This is a genomic window from Qipengyuania aurantiaca (assembly GCF_019711375.1).
In the GTDB taxonomy this organism is placed as follows: Bacteria; Pseudomonadota; Alphaproteobacteria; order Sphingomonadales; family Sphingomonadaceae; genus Qipengyuania; species Qipengyuania aurantiaca.
Genome location: NZ_CP081295.1, coordinates 816,622 through 832,941 on the forward strand (window position 1 = coordinate 816,622; position 16,320 = coordinate 832,941).

Consider the following 16,320-nt stretch of genomic DNA (forward strand, 5'->3'; position numbering starts at 1 on the left):
TGCCCCAAGGAAACCCTGTCTTCCGGGCAAAGAAAAAGCCCCGCCGGAGTGATCCGGCGGGGCCAATTCTTGGGGCTAGGGGAGCGACTTATTCGCCGTCCTTGGCCTCTTCGTTGAGGTAGTCGCCCGCATCGGCATCGGTGCCGTGGGTTTCCCCTTCCATCGCCGCCAGCGGATCGTCGCCGATCGCCGCTTCGGGGCCCTGGGCGAGTTCCGCCTCATGCTCTTCTTCGGCAGTGTTGGCCGCGATGATCGCTTCCTGTGCCTTCTTCCACGAAGCACGCAGCGCAGCGTCGCGGCTGGAGGCGGTCACGCGCATGCGGTTCATGCCCGCGCCGGTACCGGCGGGGATGAGACGGCCCACGATGACGTTTTCCTTGAGGCCGACCAGCGTGTCCTTCTTGCCCTCGACCGAAGCCTGGGTGAGCACGCGGGTGGTCTCCTGGAAAGACGCAGCCGAGATGAACGAACGCGTCTGGAGCGAGGCCTTGGTGATGCCGAGAAGGATCGGGGTGCCCTTGGCAGGCTCCTTGTTCTTCGCCAGCTTCGCGTTGGTCTCGTTCATCTCCTCGAGGTCGACCTGTTCGCCCGGCAGCAGCACGGTATCGCCGCTGTCGGTGATCTCGACCTTCTGCAGCATCTGGCGAACGATCACCTCGATGTGCTTGTCGTTGATCTTCACGCCCTGCAGTCGATAGACTTCCTGGATCTCCGTGCAGAGATACTCGGCCAGCGCCTCGACACCCAGAACTTCGAGGATATCGTGCGGGTTCGGCGAGCCCGAGATCAGCGTGTCGCCCTTCTTGACGAAGTCGCCTTCCTGGACGTCGATGATCTTGGTCTTGGGGATCAGGTATTCTACCGGATCACCCTCCTCCGGAACGATCGCGATCTTGCGCTTCGCCTTGTATTCGCGAACGAATTCGATCTTGCCCGAAATCTTGGCGATGATCGAATTGTCCTTCGGCACGCGGGCCTCGAACAGTTCGGCGACACGCGGCAGACCACCGGTGATGTCGCGGGTCTTGGCGGCTTCACGCGAAGCACGGGCAAGGATGTCACCGGCCTGCACTTCCTGACCGTCCTCGACCGACAGCACCGTGCCCGGAGCGAGCATGTAGCGCGCCGCTTCGCTGTCGTCGCCGGCATCGTTGAAGAGCGTGAGACGCGGACGCAGGTCGTCCTTCTTGCGGCCGGTGGCGCGCATTTCGGTGACCACGCGCTGGGCGATACCGGTGGCATCGTCGACGCGTTCTTCCATCGTCTGCGTGTCGACGAGGTCCTGGAAGCGGACCACACCCGACTGCTCGGTGATGATCGGGAGCGAGAACGGATCCCACTCGGCGAGACGATCGCCTTCCTTCACCTTGCCGCCATCCTTGTGCATCAGCACGGTACCGTAAGGCACCTTGTGGATTTCGCGTTCGCGGCCTTCGGCGTCAATGACGGCCAGTTCACCGTTACGGGCGAGCGACAGGATACGGCCCTTCTTGTCGGTGATCGTCGGCATGTCGCGATATTCGACCTTGCCGTCCGACACGGCTTCGAGATGCGAGGTCTCGTTGAGCTGTGCGGCACCGCCGATGTGGAAGGTACGCATGGTCAGCTGCGTGCCGGGTTCACCGATCGACTGCGCGGCGATGACGCCGACAGCTTCACCGATGTTGACCGGCGTACCGCGCGCAAGGTCACGGCCGTAGCAGGTGGCGCAAACGCCCTGCTTGGCTTCGCAGACCAGCGGCGAGCGGATCTTGGCAACCTGCGTTTCGGCTTCCTCGATCTGCTTGACCATCGGCTCGTCGACGAGCGTGCCGGCCTTGACGATCACTTCGCCGGTGGCGGCGTTGACGATGTCTTCGGCAACCGTACGGCCGAGGATACGCTCACCGAGCGAGGCGATAACGCTACCGCCCTGCACGATGGCGCGCATTTCAAGCGCGTTGTCGGTCTTGCAGTCCTCTTCGACGATGACGCAGTCCTGCGACACGTCGACGAGACGGCGGGTCAGGTAACCCGAGTTCGCCGTCTTCAACGCGGTATCCGCGAGGCCCTTACGGGCGCCGTGGGTCGAGTTGAAGTATTCGAGGACGTTCAGGCCTTCCTTGAAGTTCGAGATGATCGGGTTCTCGATGATCTCGCCCGAAGGCTTGGCCATGAGGCCGCGCATACCGGCCAGCTGCTTCATCTGGGCCGGGCTACCACGCGCACCGGAGTGCGACATCATGTAGATCGAGTTGATCTGCGCTTCCTTGCCGTCCTTATCGACCGGCTGCGAGCGGATTTCTTCCATCATGGCGTCGGCCACGCGGTCGCCGCACTGGCTCCACGCGTCGATGACCTTGTTGTACTTTTCCTGCTGCGTGATCAGGCCGTCCTGATACTGCTGCTCGTAATCGGCAACCAGCGCCTTGGTCTCTTCGACCATGCCCGCCTTGCTGTCGGGGATGATCATGTCGTCCTTGCCGAAGGAGATGCCGGCCTTGAACGCGTGGCGGAAGCCCAGCACCATGATGGCGTCGGCGAACAGCACAGTGTCCTTCTGGCCGGTGTGACGATAGACCTCGTCGATCACGTCGGCGATGTCCTTCTTCGTCAGCAGGCGGTTGACGATGTCGAAGGGAACCTTGTGGTTCTTCGGCAGGCATTCGCCGATGAGCATGCGGCCAGGCGTCGTGACGAAACGCTTCATCTCGACCTTGCCGTTCTCGTCGGCCTGGGGGACGCGCGCCATGATCTTGGAGTGAAGCGTGACCGACTTCACTTCCAGGGCCTGGTGCACTTCGGCCATGTCGGCGAACATCGGCAGCTGCTCGTGCTTCTCGCCATCGTCGCCTTCGATGAACTCGGGCGTCTTCTCCTGGCGCTCCATCGACAGGTAGTAGAGGCCGAGGACCATGTCCTGCGACGGCACGATGATCGGCTTGCCGTTGGCGGGCGAGAGGATGTTGTTGGTCGACATCATCAGGACGCGTGCTTCCAGCTGTGCCTCGAGGCTCAGCGGAACGTGGACGGCCATCTGGTCACCGTCGAAGTCGGCGTTGAAGGCGGCGCAGACCAGCGGGTGAAGCTGGATTGCCTTGCCTTCGATCAGCACAGGCTCGAACGCCTGGATGCCGAGGCGGTGAAGCGTCGGCGCGCGGTTCAGAAGGACCGGATGCTCGCGAATGACTTCGTCGAGGATGTCCCAGACTTCCTTGCGCTCCTTCTCGACCCACTTCTTCGCCTGCTTCAGGGTCATGGAGAGACCCTTGGCGTCGAGGCGGGCGTAGATGAACGGCTTGAACAGCTCGAGCGCCATCTTCTTCGGCAGGCCGCACTGGTGCAGCTTGAGTTCCGGACCGGTCACGATGACCGAACGGCCCGAATAGTCGACGCGCTTACCCAAAAGGTTCTGACGGAAGCGGCCCTGCTTGCCCTTGAGCATGTCGCTGAGCGACTTCAGCGGACGCTTGTTCGCGCCGGTGATGACGCGGCCGCGGCGGCCGTTGTCGAACAGCGCGTCGACGGCTTCCTGCAGCATACGCTTTTCGTTGCGGACGATGATGTCCGGCGCGCGCAGCTCCATGAGGCGCTTGAGGCGGTTGTTACGGTTGATCACACGACGATAAAGATCGTTGAGGTCCGAGGTCGCGAAGCGGCCACCGTCCAGCGGGACAAGCGGGCGTAGTTCGGGCGGAATGACCGGCACGACTTCGAGGATCATCCATTCCGGACGGTTGCCGGATTCGATGAAGCTTTCGACAACCTTGAGGCGCTTGATGATCTTGGCCGGCTTGAGCTTCGACTTGGTGGTCGCGAGCTCTTCCAGCAGATCGTCACGCTCCTGCTCGAGGTCGAGATCCATGAGCATAGTCTTGACCGCCGAGGCGCCGATGTCGGCCGAGAAGGCGTCTTCGCCATACTCGTCCTGCGCTTCGAGCATTTCGTCTTCGGTGAGAAGCTGGTTCTTCTCGAGCGGGGTCAGGCCCGGCTCGGTGACGATGTAGCTTTCGAAGTAGAGGACGCGTTCCAGCTGCTTGAGCTGCATGTCGAGCAGCAGGCCGATGCGCGACGGCAGCGACTTCAGGAACCAGATATGCGCAACCGGAGCCGCGAGCTCGATGTGGCCCATGCGCTCGCGGCGGACCTTGGTCACGGTGACTTCGACGCCGCACTTTTCGCAGACGACGCCCTTGTACTTCATGCGCTTGTACTTGCCGCACAGGCATTCGTAGTCCTTCACCGGACCGAAGATTCGCGCACAGAACAGGCCGTCACGCTCGGGTTTGAACGTACGGTAGTTGATTGTTTCCGGCTTCTTGATTTCGCCGAAGGACCACGAGCGGATGCGCTCGGGGCTGGCGATGCCGATCTGGATCTCGTCGAAGGTTTCGGGCTTCGCGAGCTGGTTGGTGAATTTGGTCAGTTCGTTCATGACGTAATTCCCTAAGGGGTATTTCTAATGGGCGGAAAGCGGGGGGGAGCGGTGCGCTCCCCTATTCCGCCGCGATCGCGAGGCCGTCGTCGTCTTCGTCGTCGCTGAGCGACTTGAGTTCGACGTTGAGACCCAGGCTGCGCATTTCCTTGACGAGAACGTTGAAGCTCTCCGGAATGCCGGCCTCGAAGGTGTCGTCGCCCTTGACGATGGCTTCGTAGACCTTGGTACGGCCGATCACGTCGTCCGACTTCACGGTGAGGATTTCCTGCAGCGTGTAAGCTGCGCCGTAGGCCTGGAGTGCCCAGACCTCCATCTCACCGAAGCGCTGGCCGCCGAACTGCGCCTTACCGCCCAGCGGCTGCTGGGTGACGAGGCTGTAGGGGCCGATCGAACGGGCGTGGATCTTGTCGTCGACGAGGTGGTGCAGCTTGAGCATGTAGATGATGCCCACGGTGACCTTGCGGTCGAAAGCTTCACCCGTGCGACCGTCGAAGAGGACCGACTGGCCGTCCGCGTCGAGACCGGCACGCTCCAGCTCCACGGTCACATCGCCTTCGCGTGCGCCGTCGAACACCGGGGTACCCATCGGGACGCCGCGGCTGAGGTTCGTGGCGAGCTCCACGATTTCCTCGGTCGAGCGCGCCTTCAGGTCCTCGGTATAGCGATCGCCATAGACGTCGTTCAGGCGCTCGATCACGGCTTCGGGCGGCTTCGCCTTGGCGTAATCTTCCGAAGCGTTCGGATTGGCCTTCTTCCAGTCTTCGAGCTGCTCGCCGATCTGCATGCCCAGGTTGCGGGCCGCCATGCCGAGATGCGTTTCGAAGATCTGTCCGACGTTCATGCGCGACGGCACGCCCAACGGGTTGAGCACGATGTCGACCGGCGTACCGTCGGCGAGGAACGGCATGTCCTCGACCGGCAGGATGCGGCTGATGACACCCTTGTTCCCGTGACGGCCGGCCATCTTGTCGCCCGGCTGCAGCTTGCGCTTCACCGCGACGAAGACCTTGACCATCTTGAGCACGCCCGGAGCGAGTTCATCACCACGCTCGAGCTTTTCCTTCCGGTCTTCGAACTTGTCGTCGATGACCTTCACGCTCTCGTCGTACTGCGACTTGACCGCTTCGAGCTGCTGCTGGCGGTTGTCGTCCGCAACGGCGAACTTGAACCACTCGTGCTTGTCGACGCCCTCGAGCACCTCTTCGGTGATCTCGGTGCCCTTCTTCACGCCCTTCGGTGCGGCCGAGGCCGTCTGGCCGACAAGCATGTCGCGCAGGCGGTTGTAGGTCGCACGGTTGAGAATGGCGCGTTCGTCGGCGGCGTCCTTGCGGAGGCGTTCGATTTCCTCGTTCTGGATCGCACGCGTACGGTCGTCGATCTCGATACCGTGACGGTTGAAGACGCGGACTTCGACGACGGTGCCGGCAACGCCCGGCGGCAGGCGAAGCGAGGTGTCGCGCACGTCGCTGGCCTTTTCACCGAAGATGGCGCGCAGGAGCTTTTCTTCCGGCGTCATCGGGCTTTCGCCCTTCGGCGTGATCTTGCCACACAGGATATCGCCCGGATGCACTTCGGCACCGATGTAGACGATGCCCGCTTCGTCGAGGTTGCGCAGGGCTTCCTCGCCGACGTTCGGGATGTCGCGGGTGATGTCTTCGGGGCCAAGCTTCGTGTCGCGAGCCATGACTTCGAATTCCTCGATGTGGATCGAGGTGAAGACGTCGTCCTTCACGATGCGCTCGGAGATGAGGATACTATCCTCGTAGTTGTAGCCGTTCCAGGGCATGAAGGCGACGAGCGTGTTACGGCCCAGCGCCAGTTCGCCCAAATCGGTCGAGGGACCGTCGGCGATCACGTCGCCCGGCTCGACCGTTTCACCCACCTTCACCAGCGGGCGCTGGTTGATGCAGGTGTCCTGGTTCGAACGCTGGAACTTCTGCAGCGTGTAGATGTCGACGCCCGACTGGCCGGGTTCGACATCGCCGATCGCACGGATCACGATACGCGTTGCGTCGACCTGGTCGACCACGCCGCCGCGCTTGGCGGTGATGGCCGCGCCGGAATCGCGCGCAACGGTTTCTTCCATGCCGGTGCCGACCCAAGGCGCTTCCGCCTTCACGAGCGGAACGGCCTGGCGCTGCATGTTGGCGCCCATCAGCGCGCGGTTCGCGTCATCGTTTTCCAGGAAAGGAATGAGCGATGCACCGACCGAGACGAGCTGCTTGGGGCTCACGTCCATCAGCGTGATGGTTTCGCGCGGAGCCATGAGGTTATCGCCCGCCTGACGCGCCGAAACCAGCTCTTCCACGAAGCCGCCGTTGTCGTCGAGTTCGGCCGAAGCCTGCGCGACGGTGTGCTTCTGCTCTTCCATCGCCGAGAGGTAGATGACCTCGTCGGTGACCTTGTTGTCCTTCACCTTGCGATACGGCGTCTCGATGAAGCCGTATTTGTTGACGCGCGCGAAGGTCGAGAGCGAGTTGATCAGACCGATGTTCGGGCCTTCCGGCGTTTCGATCGGGCAGATACGGCCATAGTGCGTCGGGTGAACGTCGCGCACTTCGAAGCCGGCGCGCTCGCGGGTGAGGCCGCCCGGGCCAAGCGCCGAAACGCGGCGCTTGTGGGTGACTTCCGACAGCGGGTTGGTCTGGTCCATGAACTGCGAGAGCTGGCTCGAGCCGAAGAACTCGCGCACGGCCGCGACGGCGGGCTTTGCGTTGATGAGGTCGTTCGGCATCACGGTCGACACGTCGACCGAGCTCATGCGCTCCTTCACCGCGCGTTCCATGCGGAGCAGGCCGACGCGGTACTGGTTTTCGAGCAGTTCGCCGACCGAGCGGACACGGCGGTTGCCGAGGTTGTCGATGTCGTCGACTTCGCCCTTGCCGTCCTTCAGGTCGACCAGCTCCTTGACCACGGCGAGGATGTCTTCCTTGCGCAGCGTGGTGACAGTGTCTTCCGCATCGAGCTCGAGACGCATGTTGAGCTTGACGCGGCCCACAGCGGAGAGATCGTAACGCTCGGCATCGAAGAACAGGCCTTCGAACAGCGCTTCGGCGGTTTCCTTGGTCGGCGGTTCGCCGGGACGCATGACCTTGTAGATCGCTTCCAGGCCCTCATCACGGTTCTCGGCCTTGTCGACCTTCATCGTGTTGCGGATCCAGGGGCCGGTGTTGACGTGGTCGATGTCGAGCAGATCGAGGCTGTCGACGCCGGCAGCGTCGAGAACTTCGAGGTTCTCGGCCGAGACCTCGTCACCCGCTTCGATGTAGATGCGGCCGGTGCTTTCGTCGATCAGGTCTTCGCTGGCGTAACGGCCGAAGACTTCCTCGGTCGGCAGCAGCAGGGTTTCGAGACCATCCTTGGCCGCCTTGTTGGCTGCGCGCGGGCTGATCTTCTGGCCGGCGGGGAAGACTTCCTCGCCCGTCTTGGCATCGACCAGCGGGAAGGCCGGCTTCTGACCGCGCCAGTTTTCGGCGACGAAGGGCAATTCCCAGCCATCCTTGGCGCGCTTCCAGGTGACCTTGTCGTAGAAGTGCGAGAGGATGCCCTCGCTGTCGAGGCCGAGCGCGTAGAGCAGCGCGGTGACCGGCAGCTTGCGCTTGCGGTCGATACGCACGTTGACGACATCCTTGGCGTCGAATTCGAAGTCGAGCCACGAACCGCGGTACGGAATGATGCGGGCAGCAAAGAGGAGCTTGCCCGAGCTGTGGGTCTTGCCGCGGTCATGGTCGAACAGCACACCCGGCGAACGATGCATCTGCGACACGATAACGCGCTCGGTACCGTTGATGATGAAGGTACCGTTGTCCGTCATCAGCGGCATGTCGCCCATGTAGACGTCCTGCTCCTTGATATCGAGGACGGAGCGGGTCTCGGTTTCCTGGTCGACTTCGAAGACGATCAGGCGCAGCGTGACCTTCATCGGGGCCGCATAGGTGATCCCGCGCTGGCGGCATTCGACGATGTCGTATTTGGGCGCTTCGAGTTCGTAATGGACGAAGTCGAGTTCGGCGGTGCCGGCAAAGTCGCGCAGCGGGAAGACCGAGCGCAGCGTCTTTTCAAGGCCCGAGACATGGCCGGTCGCCTTGTCGGAGCGCAGGAACTGTTCGTAGCTCTCGCGCTGCACCTCGATGAGGTTGGGCATGTCGACGACTTCGTGGATGTCGCCGAAGATCTTGCGGATACGCCGCTTTGCAGTGCCCGACGCGGTGTTGCGGGGTGCCTTCGCCTTGGTAGCCATAAGGGGTAGTTACCTCTTCTCGTGTTCGCCGACCCAAGTGTTCCGCTTGCGGGCGCGGAAACGGGCCGGAAATCTGTAAGTCTCATGCGCGTGAGAACCGTATCGCGAGACGCAAAAAGGCCGCAGCGAATGCACACCAATAGCGGCGGCAGCTGCAGCTCATCAAAAGCGTCGCGATATGGAAACGCCGCTTCCATCCTGTGTCCGATCCCCGCGCATGAATCAGACTCGCTCGAAGCGTGCGGTCGAGGGGGCATGTAGGAAGGGCGCAGGCGAAAGTCAAACCTCCTTCGACCATGTGAAGAACGCCCTGCGGCTGGGCGCGAATTCGTGCTATGCTGCTGCTCGATACGAAGGGATGAGAGATGCGGCACCTGCTGCTCCTGCTGGCGGCCCTGATGGGTTTGGCCGCGACCTCCGCAACCGCGGAGGCCGAGACACGCGTCCCTGACCGCATTGTCGCGATCGGCGACCTTCACGGCGACTACGAAGCGTGGGAAGAAATCGCGCGCGAGGCGGAACTCGTGGATGACAAAGGCCACTGGTCGGGGGGCACGACAACCCTCGTCCAGCTCGGCGACATTCCCGATCGCGGCCCCGAGTCCCTGAAGATCATCCGCCAGCTGCAGTCCCTGCATGAGGAGGCCGCCGCTGCCGGTGGCGAGGTGGTTGTCCTGCTCGGAAATCACGAGGCGATGAATGTCGTCGGCGACCTGCGCTACGTGCATCCGGGCGAGTACGAGGCGTTCGAGGACCGTCGCTCGGCAGGTCGGCGCGAGGCGACATGGAAGGCGAACCGCGAGAAACTGCTCGCCTTTTATCGGCAGGAGAACCCGGACCTGTCCGAGAAAGAGGTGAAAGCCTTATGGATCGCCGATACGCCGCTCGGCATGTTGGCCCATCGCAGGGCTTGGAGCCCGGGAGGCGAGCTCGGCACGTGGGCGGCGAGCCTTCCCGCAGTCGTCCAGATCGGGACGACGCTTTTTGCCCATGGCGGGCTCAGCGAGGAACGAACGCGTGAACCACTCGATGCGATAAACGGACGCTACCGCTACGCCCTGGGCGCAGATCCGCTGACCGACCGGAGCGTTCTCGAGGATCCGCTCGGTCCGCTATGGTATCGCGGAAATGTGATGCGCCCGGCTGCGCCTGAGGAGGGCGGAGTGAGTGATGCGAGCGATGCGCCCCCGCCGCGCCTTGGCCGTATGGAGGAGCTTGAACTCGTGCTCTCACGCTACGAGGCGCAAAGGCTGGTCATTGCCCACACGCCCTCGATGAAAGGCATCGTGACCGAGCTCGGCGGCAGGCTTATCCGGGTCGATACGGGCATATCGGCGCATTACGGCGGGCCCCGAAGCTTCCTCGTCATCGAAGGAGACGAGGTGCACGCCTTTCGGCAGGAGCCGGACGGTACGTGGCGACAGCAGCCGCTGGATGATGGCGAATGATGAAGGGGCTGTCCTGCGCTCTGGCCCTCGTGGCGATGCTCGCTTCGCCCACCCGGGCACAGGACAGCCACCAAGCTGTCACGCCTCTCTTCGCTTCCGACGACACGCTCGAAGTGACGATTACCGGGCCGATACGCAAGATCGCGCGCAATGCCGAGAAGTCGACCGAGGCGTATGCCGCGCGGCTGGAGGCCTCGGGCGAAACCTTTGCCATCACCTTGGCCGCGCGCGGAAAGACTCGGCGCCTCAAGGAAAGCTGCCAGTTCCCTCCCCTGCGCATCGCTTTCTCGGACAAACCGGGCGAACAATCCCTCTTCCATCGAAACGGCCGCATCAAGCTAGTCACCCATTGCCGCGACAACGACCGGTCGGAACAGACGGTGCTGCGCGAATACGCCGCCTATCGGCTTTATAACCGCCTGACACCGGAAAGCCTGCGCGTACGCCTCGCACAAATTACCTATATCGACGACGGCAAGGCCGTGGCCGAACGGCTCGGGTTCTTTATCGAGGATGTGGACGACGCCGCGCGCAGGCTGGGACGCAAGGAGGTGGACGTGGTCGAGGTCCCGCTGTCCGCGCTCGACCAGCAGGACGCCGCGCGATACGCGCTGTTCCAGTACATGATCGGCAACACCGACTGGGCCATGGCCGTCGGCCCTCCGGGCGAGCGCTGCTGCCACAATTCCCGGCTTGTCGGGGACGATGGAAACGCGCGTGAGGCCCTCACCCCGATCCCCTATGATTTCGACAACGCGGGTCTCGTGAACGCCAGCTACGCCGTCCCTAACGCGCAGCTGAGGACACGGTCGGTCCGCCAACGCGTCTATCGCGGGCTGTGCCGCTTCAACGCGCTCGTCCCTGCCGAGGCGGAACGGCTGCGAAACCTTCGCCGGGACCTCGAACAGGAAATCGCCGCGATTCCGTACGCCTCGGAGAGAACGCGCGAGAGCATGATGGATTATCTCGAAACCTTCTACCGCGACCTTGCCGAGTTGGATCGTAAGGTTTTGGCCGACTGCCGCTAGCGCGGATGCCTATTCGCTACCTTCGCCGGACTGGTCGTGATCGTCGTCGCCGGTGCTTGCAGGTTCACGGTCGGGTGAGCGCAAGTAACGGTGGGTGCCATCTTTGCCGCCATAATCCGCCATCCACAGCAGGGCGAAGGCGTAGTTGAAGGTGATGGTCATGACGAGCGCAATCTCCAGCGCCCCGATCCCCGCTGCCAGCCCGATCCCGATGGCAAGCAGGATGTAGATCGCATCGCCCGAGCTCTTCAGCGTGTTGCGAAAGCGTACCCCGCCGACGATCCCGGCAAGCGAGAACGCCAGCGCGAGCGAATTGTGCACCATGACAACGATGGCGGTCACTGCAATCGGCAGCACGATCATGGTTTCGACCAGCGCCTGGTCGTATTCGGCCCGGCTCCGGCTCGCCATATAGGTCCAGGTGACCGGCAAGGTTGTGAGCACAGCCCCGGCCACGGCGACGAACAGCCACAGCACCGAGCTTCCGAGGTTCGCCACTTGCTCCGCGCCGATCCTCACCCCGCTCAGCGGATCGGCGGAGGACTGGCTGAGGAGGGTTTGCGCCCCGCCAAGCGGCAGGAAGTCGGCGAGCGCCGGATTGAGAGTGACGGCCGCCACGGCAGCTCCTGTCACCACGAGGTAGAAGAGCGTGAGCCGGACGAACAGCTTGCCGAATATCATGGACCAAATCTCTCCCCGCGCCGGCTATATAACAAAGGACACGGGACGCCAAACCGCGCGCCCGAAATGGGGCATATCGAATTTCGATATTATTGATTGACAATAAGTGCGACTCGACTTATTGAATATCGATATTGAGCATCAAGGAGTTCGATAAATGCCTCGCTTCTCTCCCAATATCGCCGCCGCTTTCGCCGCTGCACTGATCACGGTTGCCAGCTTCCATGCGGTCACCCTCGTCCCCGCCGCCCACGCCGCCGTGCTGGCTGCGCCGGCCCTAGCCTGATCGAAGGAAAGTTCGAGATGACCAAGCTCACCTCCGACCCGCTGCTCGCGCTCGGCAAGATCGTCGTTATCCTCGCCCAGGCCCTCATGGGCCTCGCGGCCGCGGCTGTCGCGATCGGAACGCCCATCGTCCTCCTCATGAAGGATAAGGCCCAGGCCGACCTTCGCGCCGAACTGGGCAACCCGGACTTCATTTTTCCCGCCTTCTCCATCGCCGGCCTGCTCATTCTGGCTCTCGCGATCCTGCTGATGGCCTTTTTCTTCTTCGACCGGTTGCGCCGCATCATAGACTCCGTGGGTGCGGGGGATCCGTTCGAGCCGGCAAATGCCACGCGCCTCACCGCAATGGCCTGGCTGATGCTGGGCATCCAGCTGCTCGCCATTCCAGCAGCAGGGCTCGGCCTCTACCTCGTGAAGATCATGGAAGAAACCGAGGCCACCGTGGACGCGAGTCTCGACCTCAGCGGCATCGTCATGGTGGTGACGCTGTTCATCCTCGCCCGCGTTTTCCGTCACGGCTCCGCCATGCGCGCCGATCTTGAAGGGACCGTGTAATGCCAGCCGAAGAAGGAACCCATATCGTGGTCAAACTGGACGACCTCCTCCACGCAAAGCGCATGACGCTGACCGAGCTTGCAGACCGGGTGGGCCTGACCCTCGCCAACCTCTCGATCCTCAAGACCGGCAAGGCCAAGGCCATCCGCTTCTCCACGCTTGAGGCGATCTGCCGCGAGCTGGAATGCCAGCCGGGCGACCTGCTCGCCTACATGAGGGATTGAAGGAACAGGCTGCGGCGCCGAAGCGTTGCAATTAGGAAGAAAACGGAGTTGACCATGAAATTGCCCGTAATTGCCGCAGCCCTGTCCCTTTCGATCGGCCTCGTCGCCTGTGGAGAGCCCATCGACGGCAGCGACACTGCCGATATGGCGCCGGACGCAGTCTCCGGGGAAACCATCGATACCAGCGCAGCCGAATACAAGCCCGGCGAGGATGGCCCGCTGCAGTCCGATGGTATGGTCGATGATACTCAATACACGACCGAGGAATCCCTTGAGGAGGATCCGGCGGTAAACGAAGATGCGGCTATGTAAGCGCCAAGCTTTGGCTTGACAGAATCGCTCAAATCCTTAGAGGCCCGCCACCGAAGGCGGGTCTCTTTGTATCCGCCCTCATCCGTCCGAGACAGTTGGTGACCGGGATCTGCCGGTCTTAATTTCCAGCCTAGACGGGGAAAAGAGATTTTCATGGTGGGCCGCAAGACCCGCCGTTTCGCGCCAGATGGCGCACTCCTTCCCCCCTCAACGGACTCGCCCGTGTCGTGGTTTCGGCCCAAGCCGTCTCACGACAAGGACAAACGTAGCCGGTCGTCACGGAAGTCTCCGGGGCGGCCATAGTGAAGGAGTATGGCATGGATCGTTCGCAAAAAGCCGATTCGGTCGCCCAGCTCAACGAAGTCTTCAACCAGGCTGGCGTGGTCGTCGTGACCCGCAACCTGGGCCTGACGGTCGCTCAGTCGACTGAACTGCGTACGAAGATGCGTGAAGCCGGTGCGTCCTACCAGGTTGCGAAGAACCGTCTCGCCAAGCTCGCTCTCGACGGTACCGATTACACCGGTATCGCCGATCACCTCAGCGGCCCGACCGGCCTCGCGTACAGCGAAGACCCGGTTGCGGCTGCGAAGGTGGCGGTGGAATTCGCCAAGACGAACGACAAGCTCGAAATCGTCGGCGGCTCCATGGGAGCGACCGCACTCGACGAAGCCGGGGTCAAGGCGCTTGCCTCGATGCCGAGCCTCGACGAACTGCGTGGCACGATCGTGGGCCTGGTCAACGCGCCGGCAACCAAGGTTGTCCGCACGATCAAGGAACCCACCTCGATGCTCGCTCGCGTCTTCGGTGCCTATGGCGCCAAGGAAGCCGCGTAAGAGCTGGTTCTCGCGTAAGAACACATATTCATCGGGGCAGAGCCTTTCACGGCACCCCGGCCTATTATTTTGGAGTGAAACATCATGGCTGATATCGCCAAGCTTGTTGAAGAACTGTCGAAGCTGACCGTCATGGAAGCCGCTGAGCTTGCCAAGGCACTTGAAGAAGAGTGGGGCGTGAGCGCCGCTGCTGCTGTTGCTGTTGCTGGCCCGGCCGGCGGCGGTGACGCAGGTGCCGCTGCTGAAGAAAAGGACGAATTCGACGTCGTCCTCACCGGCGACGGTGGCAAGAAGATCCAGGTCATCAAGGAAGTCCGCGCCATCACCGGTCTCGGCCTCACCGAAGCCAAGGCTCTCGTCGAAGGCGCACCGAAGGCCCTCAAGGAAGGCGTCAACAAGGCTGAAGCCGAAGAAATCAAGGGCAAGATCGAAGCGGCCGGCGGTACCGTCGAACTCAAGTAAGCTTCGCTTACGCTTCGATCTCCTCGCGAGATCTAACGGAAAGGGCGGTGCCGCAAGGCGCCGCCCTTTTCGTATCTGGGCACTACGTCGGCAGCAGAGATAGGCGACGAGCGAAGAACGCAATCGCCCGAAAGTGCATCAGCCCTAAAAACGGCGATTCACGCGCAAGCCCATCATGTCGATGCCAGGGTTCTGTTCGCGGTTGAAGAGGCGGGCGTTCGATATGTGCACCCAACTCGCCTCAACGGACCATCTCTCGTCGAGGTCGACGCCGAGCGCGATTTCGGGCTCAAACAGCACGCGGCTGCCCAGATCGGTGCGATAGCCGGTCTCCGGGTCGACCCTGAGTTCGGGCGCATCATGCACGACCAGCCCGCCCCCCGGGCGCAGATAGACCGGACCCAGTTCCGCCTTCCAGCTCACGCCGACGCCCACGAAGCTGGTATCGCCCGAAAGGTTGGCCGAGCCGAAGACATAGGGCTGGACATCGGCCAGGCCTTCGATCGGATCGAAGCGGACGCCCGCCTGCACATCCGTGCCGCCTTCGCCCGTGTCGAAGGTGAACGGGGTGTCGACGGCATGGGCGTAGACCCCGCCATAGACTTCCTGCGCCGACAGCGAGGCGGGAACGGCAGCCGCAAGCACGGCGAGCGAGGTCAGGGTACGGGCTAGGCGCAAGATCGAATTCCCAAGTTTTCGTGAAGAGCCGTTAGGGATTATTACAGGGCAGCTTTCCGGGGGCTGAAGCAAACTGTTACCCCGCCGTTAACCTAGAGGCGAAACCGTTCCTTGAGCTTGCCCTCCTAGCAAGGGGGCATGATCAGAGCCGCCTCCTCGTCCGCCACGCTTCGCACCGCCTTGTTCGGTGCCGCCATGCTGGCGTGCATGCCGCAGGCGGCGCAGGCCGCAACGCCGGTTGTGGCGGTGCAGGCAGCAGAGATGGTTGCCAGCGATTGCAGCGCTTCGCTGCTCCGACCTTCCGCCACGACCGCCCCAATCTCCATCGCGGCACCGGCGCCCAGCAAGGCGGCACAGATCCTCGGCGGCGAAAGCGCGCTCGACGCGATCCGCGCCCGGCAGGCTGGCGCTCCGGCATCGCACCCGCTTCTTTCCGGCAGCCCGACCAAGGCGTTCGAGCCCGCTGCCGCTCCCATAGCCGCCCGCCCGGCAGGCTGCGCCATCGCGGCCAGCCCCTTTGCAGCCAATGCGCCGATCGATCTCGGCACTCCCGCACTCGCGCTTCCGCGCCGGGACGAGCCGGTACTCGGCGCCGCGCCCCAGGCCGACCGCGTGCTCGGCAGCCGCATGGTCCGCATCTCGCGCACCAGCTTCGATGCGCAGTGGCAGCGCGTTGGCGCCAGCCGCGCTGACCTTTCGGCCACGCTCGCCCGCGTCGGCTCCGCTTCGCAGGACCGCGCGGCCTTGGCGGCCAGCGTGAACGCCTGGGTCAATCGCGAGATTGCCCATGCCGAGGATATCGAGCTTTTCGGTCGCAGCGACTATTGGGCCGATGCCGCCACCACGCTGCGCCTGGGCCGCGGCGATTGCGAAGACTTCGCCCTGCTCAAGATGGAACTGCTCGCCGCCGCCGGCGTCGCGCGCGAAGACATGATGCTGACCCTCGCCCGCGATCTGATCCGCCGGCAGGACCACGCCGTGCTGATGGTCCGCACCGAGGACGGCCTGCTCATGCTCGACAATGTCGGCAGCGCGCCGCTCGATGGCACGCAGAGCCACGGCTACCGCCCGGTGATGAGCCTTGGCGCCAATCAGAGCTGGCTCCACGGCTATTAATCGCAAAAGGGGCGCGAGCGCCGTAGCGCCCACGCCCCTCG

Annotated in this window: 13 protein-coding genes; 9 read left to right on the forward strand and 4 right to left on the reverse strand. The window is 63.1% G+C overall.

Annotated features, from left to right (window positions below; genetic code table 11):
• Window positions 1–88 precede the first annotated feature (88 nt).
• Together rpoC and rpoB are read right to left on the reverse strand one after the other, a co-directional pair.
• On the reverse strand, window positions 89–4,414 hold the full coding sequence (gene rpoC / locus K3148_RS04005) for a DNA-directed RNA polymerase subunit beta' (protein WP_221426032.1): 4,326 nt from the start codon (window positions 4,412–4,414) through the stop codon (window positions 89–91).
• Between the two features lie 61 nt (window positions 4,415–4,475).
• Window positions 4,476–8,657, reverse strand: coding sequence for a DNA-directed RNA polymerase subunit beta (rpoB, locus tag K3148_RS04010; protein ID WP_221426033.1), 4,182 nt, complete (start codon window positions 8,655–8,657; stop codon window positions 4,476–4,478).
• A gap of 365 nt (window positions 8,658–9,022) precedes the next feature.
• On the opposite strand from rpoB, the gene K3148_RS04015 reads away from it, so the two are divergent.
• The gene (locus K3148_RS04015) at window positions 9,023–10,105 is read left to right on the forward strand and encodes a metallophosphoesterase (RefSeq protein ID WP_221426034.1); all 1,083 of its coding nucleotides are present in this window, start codon (window positions 9,023–9,025) and stop codon (window positions 10,103–10,105) included.
• Entirely contained in the window at window positions 10,102–11,133 is a 1,032-nt protein-coding gene (locus K3148_RS04020) for a CotH family protein (protein WP_221426035.1), read from the forward strand. The genes K3148_RS04015 and K3148_RS04020 overlap by 4 nt, the downstream gene beginning before the upstream one ends.
• Window positions 11,134–11,142: 9 nt before the next feature.
• Here the strand turns inward: K3148_RS04020 and K3148_RS04025 are convergent, their stop codons facing one another.
• A complete protein-coding gene (locus K3148_RS04025; RefSeq protein ID WP_221426036.1) occupies window positions 11,143–11,814 on the reverse strand; it encodes a DUF4956 domain-containing protein in 672 nt (223 codons plus the stop codon).
• Between the two features lie 157 nt (window positions 11,815–11,971).
• On the opposite strand from K3148_RS04025, the gene K3148_RS13945 reads away from it, so the two are divergent.
• The 6 genes from K3148_RS13945 to rplL all read left to right on the forward strand — a co-directional run bounded on the left by K3148_RS13945 (window position 11,972) and on the right by rplL (window position 14,485).
• Window positions 11,972–12,100, forward strand: a complete 129-nt coding sequence (locus tag K3148_RS13945) for a hypothetical protein (protein ID WP_282099604.1) — start codon at window positions 11,972–11,974, stop codon at window positions 12,098–12,100.
• Window positions 12,101–12,117: 17 nt separating this feature from the next.
• Entirely contained in the window at window positions 12,118–12,654 is a 537-nt protein-coding gene (locus K3148_RS04030; protein WP_221426037.1) for a DUF2975 domain-containing protein, read from the forward strand.
• Window positions 12,654–12,878, forward strand: coding sequence for a helix-turn-helix domain-containing protein (locus K3148_RS04035; protein ID WP_221426038.1), 225 nt, complete (start codon window positions 12,654–12,656; stop codon window positions 12,876–12,878). Before K3148_RS04030 ends, K3148_RS04035 begins: the two co-directional genes overlap by 1 nt.
• A 54-nt stretch (window positions 12,879–12,932) precedes the next feature.
• On the forward strand, window positions 12,933–13,190 hold the full coding sequence (locus K3148_RS04040; RefSeq protein ID WP_221426039.1) for a hypothetical protein: 258 nt from the start codon (window positions 12,933–12,935) through the stop codon (window positions 13,188–13,190).
• A 317-nt stretch (window positions 13,191–13,507) separates the two neighbouring features.
• Complete coding sequence (gene rplJ, locus K3148_RS04045; RefSeq protein ID WP_221426040.1) at window positions 13,508–14,023, forward strand: 50S ribosomal protein L10; 516 nt, start codon at window positions 13,508–13,510, stop codon at window positions 14,021–14,023.
• A gap of 84 nt (window positions 14,024–14,107) precedes the next feature.
• Window positions 14,108–14,485: a 50S ribosomal protein L7/L12 gene (gene rplL / locus K3148_RS04050; protein WP_090477479.1), complete on the forward strand. Its 378-nt coding sequence runs from the start codon at window positions 14,108–14,110 to the stop codon at window positions 14,483–14,485.
• A gap of 144 nt (window positions 14,486–14,629) precedes the next feature.
• Here the strand turns inward: rplL and K3148_RS04055 are convergent, their stop codons facing one another.
• A complete protein-coding gene (locus K3148_RS04055; protein ID WP_221426041.1) occupies window positions 14,630–15,163 on the reverse strand; it encodes an acyloxyacyl hydrolase in 534 nt (177 codons plus the stop codon).
• A gap of 138 nt (window positions 15,164–15,301) precedes the next feature.
• Between K3148_RS04055 and K3148_RS04060 the strand changes: the two genes are divergently transcribed.
• A complete protein-coding gene (locus tag K3148_RS04060; RefSeq protein ID WP_221426042.1) occupies window positions 15,302–16,279 on the forward strand; it encodes a transglutaminase-like cysteine peptidase in 978 nt (325 codons plus the stop codon).
• Window positions 16,280–16,320 lie beyond the last annotated feature (41 nt).